Source organism: uncultured Clostridium sp. (assembly GCF_937920395.1).
GTDB lineage: Bacteria > Bacillota > Clostridia > Clostridiales > Clostridiaceae > Clostridium_AD.
This window is the reverse complement of the sequence record NZ_CALEVF010000124.1, coordinates 1-4641: the sequence shown is the minus strand read 5'-3', so window position 1 is coordinate 4641 and position 4641 is coordinate 1. Positions and strand designations below refer to the sequence as shown.

Below are 4641 nucleotides of genomic sequence, written 5' to 3'. Positions count from 1 at the left end.
GCTTTAATTGATTATGCGATTCTTCATCTACATTCTCATAACCCTTCATTTCTCCCTCAAGCAAAGTCTTAGTGTTTAAATTTTCATTCCTAACTTTTTTTATCTTATCATAAAGCTTAGAACCATACTTCTCAAGAGCAAATATTCTCTCAAGCATATCTCTTCTTTCTTTTCCTGTTAGCTTTAAAAATTCATTGAATTTACCCTGAGGTAATACTACTGACCTTGTAAAATCCTCAACTTTTAGTCCTACAATGCTTATAATGTTTTCCTCTAAATCTCTTGGTCCTTCTGCTATAACTTTGTTCTCATCAGGATTTTCTTTATTTATCTCAATTAGTCTTGCATAGGCAGTTTTAAAGTTTCCAGTTTTTAATCTCTTTATACATCTTTCTGCTCTATATGCCTTACGGCTTTTCCCTAGTCCTATTTCGAAATCAAAACTTATTTCTACTACATTTGTTTCTGTATTTACAAACTCTTTAGTATCCCTTGATACTTTTCCATAAAGGGCTATAGTTATCCCATCTAATATAGTTGATTTACCACTAGCTGTTGGCCCAAATATTCCGAAAAGTCCTTTTTCTGTAAGCTTTGAGAATTCTATAGTTTGTTGCTCTACAAAAGAATTTAACCCTTTTATCTTAAGACTTACTGGTTTCATCTTTGGTTTCCTCCTCATCTAATGCTATACTTAGGAACAATTCCATTAGCTCACCTGTTGGCTCAAGTCCACCCTTTGCAAGCACAAAATATTCTTTGAACATTTCCTCCATGGATTTCTCCCTTAAGCTCTCATTTAATTCTTTAGAATCTTCAATTTCATCTATTATAGGTTGAATCGATACTATGTCCGGCCTTAATCTTTTCATTTCCTTTATGTTCTCTGTACTTATTATTTCCTTAGTCTTTATTTCAAGATACACCCAGATTTTCTTTTCGCCCTCTATCTTACATTTCTCTAATGCTTCCTCTGTGCTATCACATTTCCATATCTCTATTGGTTTATAGTTTCTAAATAATATATTTGATATTTCAGCTTCTGCTCCAGCTTTAACATCTACAAGGTATGCTCCCTTGCTATAGTTTATTTCACTCTTACTATATTGGATTGGAGAACCTGAATATCTTATTTTGCCCTTAGTTCCTGGCACCTTTTGTGGTCTATGAAGATGTCCTAAGGCGCAATACTGTGCTTTCTCTGGAAATTTAGATGGCGATACCGAAAGGCTTCCACCTAATTGTATACTTCTCTCAGATCCGCTCTCCTCTCCTCCCATAACGTATAGGTGAGATATTACTAAATTTATGGTGTCATCTCTATATTTAAGAGCTAAATCATCAAACAATTCCCCAATTCTGTCCGAGTAACTCTTCTGTCTATCCTCATCATTTAATTCTGTGGAAAGTACTTCATTCAGCCTTTTTTCGCTTGGATAAGGAAGTGTTATTATAACTGCCTTTTCCCCTCTTATGCTGAGCTCTATATATCCTTCGCCACTTTCTATTATTTCAAAATCATAATTATTATCTGTATTATATTCTCCAAAAACGCCTTGCCTTGCTATACTTTTAGGTTCCCCAAGTAATATTACCCCATGCTCATATGCAAGGGAGCTTGCAGCTACTAATCTTTCCGGATTATCATGATTCCCTGCAATGACAAGCACCGCAGTCTTCCCACTACTTGTTATCTCGCTAATAGTGCTATAGAACATTTTTTCTGCCTTTGCTGGTGGGTTACCATTATCATATATATCTCCAGCTATTAAAACTAAATCTATATCATTATCTTTAACTATTTCTATAAATTCTTTTAGGAATTCTTCCTGTTCCTCTAGCCTACTATACTGCTCCAATGTCTTCCCCAAATGCCAATCTGACGTGTGAAGTATTCGCATATTTATCACTCCTTTCTTTAGGTGCTAATGTTGGTCAAGGTTTTTAAGTTGGGGCTAAGTTGAGGTCTAAGTTGAGGGCTAAGTTGAGGGACGGTTAACAACTATTCCTTGTTTAACGATTAAATGTTGGGGACGGTTAACAACTATCCCTCGTTTAATGATTAATGCGGGGGACGGTTAACAACTATCCATCGTTTAACGATTAAATGCGGGGGGACGGTTAACAACTATCCATCGTTTAATGATTAATGCGTGGGACGGTTAACAACTATCCATCTTTTAATCCTTAAATGCGGGGGGACGGTTAACAACTATCCATCGTTTAATGATTAAATGCGAGGGACGGTTAACAACTATCCATCTTTTAATGATTAATGCGTGGGACGGTTAACAACTATCCATCTTTTAATCCTTAAATGCGGGGGGACGGTTAACAACTATCCATCGTTTAATGATTAATGCCGGGGACGGTTAACAACTATCCCACATTTTATTGTTTCACTTCTACCGCCTCATCCGTGCTAAACGAGTATAAGTATCTCTCTTTAACATTTACTCCCAGTGTAACTTCCAGAGCTTTTGCATAATAATCGAGCTGAGACTTATATTTGTCAATTAGTGAGTTTACCTCTCCATTTTTCACGGAGTCTGTTTTATAATCCACAAGTATTATCTGTCCATCTTCCTCGAAATAGCAATCTATTATCCCTTGAAGCATTATTTGCTCATCTCCATATATTTCTACAGGAAGACTTTTATCTATATCGGCACTACTAATTTCCATATGGAATGGAACCTCTCTTTTTAAGAGATTTAAGCTATATGCTTTTATCATTCTTTGACCAAGTGAAGTTTTAAACAACTTCCCTAATTTATCTATACGGACAGCCTTACCCTCTTCTTTGGATATTAATAATTTTTCTACAAGCTTTTCAACTTGCACTTCTATTTCACTTGATGTTGTCACTTTAGTAAGATCTAATCTTTGAAGTACTGAATGCATTGCCGTTCCTTTTTCAGCTGGGGATAACCCCTTCACTTCTTCTAGGAATTTCGGTTTATTTATAAGTCTTGGTGCATACATATTGCCAGAATCCGCCTCTGTTAACAAGGCGTTGGACTTTCTTTTAAGCTCTGTTACTGTGAGTACTGTAGGCATTTTTGTAGACTTCTCGTATTTATAAACAAAGCCCAATCTCTTTTCTATCTCTTCCATTAATTTCTCTTCGGATAATTTTTGGGATAATAATTCTTCCTGCGATAATTTATCATCTAATACCTTATCATATATAGATTTTTCATTAAGAAGACTAAGCCTTTCCTCTGCACTAACAAGATTTTCCTCTTCCATTTGCTCGTCTTTCTTTATATGTTCTCTATTCCAAAAACGCACAGTAAAGCTTGAAGGATCACTTAGGAGATGTAAATTTTCATCCTCTATTTGTATACGCTCGCGGAGTGGTTTTCCATCAACATGCCTAATTACTGTAGGTATTATCCAATCTAAATAGCTTTTTCCTTTTAATATTTCATATTCACCTAACTTTTCACTGCTCTCATCTAAGCTTGAACTCATTCTGGATAAATTTTTATCTATATTTCTAATTGAGCCAGTTATTATTAGTTTTTCCTTTGCCCTTGTTAATGCTACATATAATACTCTCATTTCCTCAGCTAGACTTTCTATTTTTATTGTCTTTTTTAGTGCTTGCTTTAGCACTGTAGGATATGAAATTCTTCTAATTGGATCCACATAATCCGGTCCATAACCTAATTCATAATGAAATAATATACTCTTATTTATATCCATTAAATTAAAGTTTTTCCCCATTCCACTTAGAAACACTACTGGGAATTCTAGTCCCTTACTTTTATGAATACTCATTATTCTGACTACATTCTCATTCTCACCTAAGGTTTTAGCGCTACCCATGTCACCACTGCTTACTTTTAGCTTGTTTATAAAGTTTATAAAATTAAACAATCCCTTATAGCTTGTCTCTTCATATTGCCTTGCCCTTTGGAAAAGCACTTTTAAATTTGCTTGTCTTTGAGGGCCTCCTGGCATGGCTCCTATATAACCGTAATAACCTGTGTCCGTGTATAAATACCAGATGAACTCATCGATAGGCATATATGTGCAGATTTCTCTAAAGTGATCCAATTTCTTTAGGAATCTTTTAAGTTTTTTATCCACAGAATCTAGCTGTTTATCTTCTATGTCATAATTTTTATCCCCAGGCTCTAACTTTTTATCCCCAGATTCCTCTTCTTTATCCTCAGATTGTGTATACTTATTCTCAGAATCCAAAACATTATCCACGGAATTTTCTTCTTTAGAGTCTACGAAATTTACCATCGCCTCGTAAAAACTTACTTCCCTTTGCCCTATTCTTATATCAACTAGTTCCTCTGAGGTAAAACCTCCTATTGGGGAACGTAGTACTGCAAGCATTGGTATATCCTGCCTTGGATTATCTATAATTTGAAGAAGACTCATAATTATTTGTATTTCTACAGTACTAAAATAGCCTGTACCTGTATCTGCATAAACAGGTATATTCTCAAGCTTTAATTGTTCTAAGAAAGAAGGTGCCCAAGCTGAGGTTGCACGAAGTAATATTACAATGTCCTTATAGTCAACATTCCTATATTCTTTAATATTTTTATCATAGACTTTAAAAGCTTCGGTTTCATTCCCTTGATCATCGATATGTGACATTAATTCTTTTATTCTTTT

The 4641-nt window shown here is 35.0% G+C and carries 3 protein-coding genes; all 3 read right to left on the bottom strand.

The annotated features are described in order from the left end of the window. The coding region (locus Q0649_RS09790; protein WP_298840896.1) for an AAA family ATPase at positions 1–664 on the bottom strand (664 nt) is incomplete at its 3' end. Continuing rightward, complete coding sequence (locus Q0649_RS09785) at positions 645–1901, bottom strand: exonuclease SbcCD subunit D (RefSeq protein ID WP_298840894.1); 1257 nt, start codon at positions 1899–1901, stop codon at positions 645–647. The genes Q0649_RS09790 and Q0649_RS09785, both read right to left, overlap by 20 nt. A 490-nt stretch (positions 1902–2391) precedes the next feature. Then, on the bottom strand, positions 2392–4641 hold a 2250-nt coding region (locus Q0649_RS09780; protein WP_298840891.1), incomplete at its 5' end, for a 3'-5' exonuclease.

What these genes read in the sequence shown, in the direction of transcription:
- Q0649_RS09785 (WP_298840894.1), bottom strand. Translation starts at nt 1,901, where the DNA reads ATGCGAATACTTCACACGTCAGATTGGCATTTGGGGAAGACATTGGAG.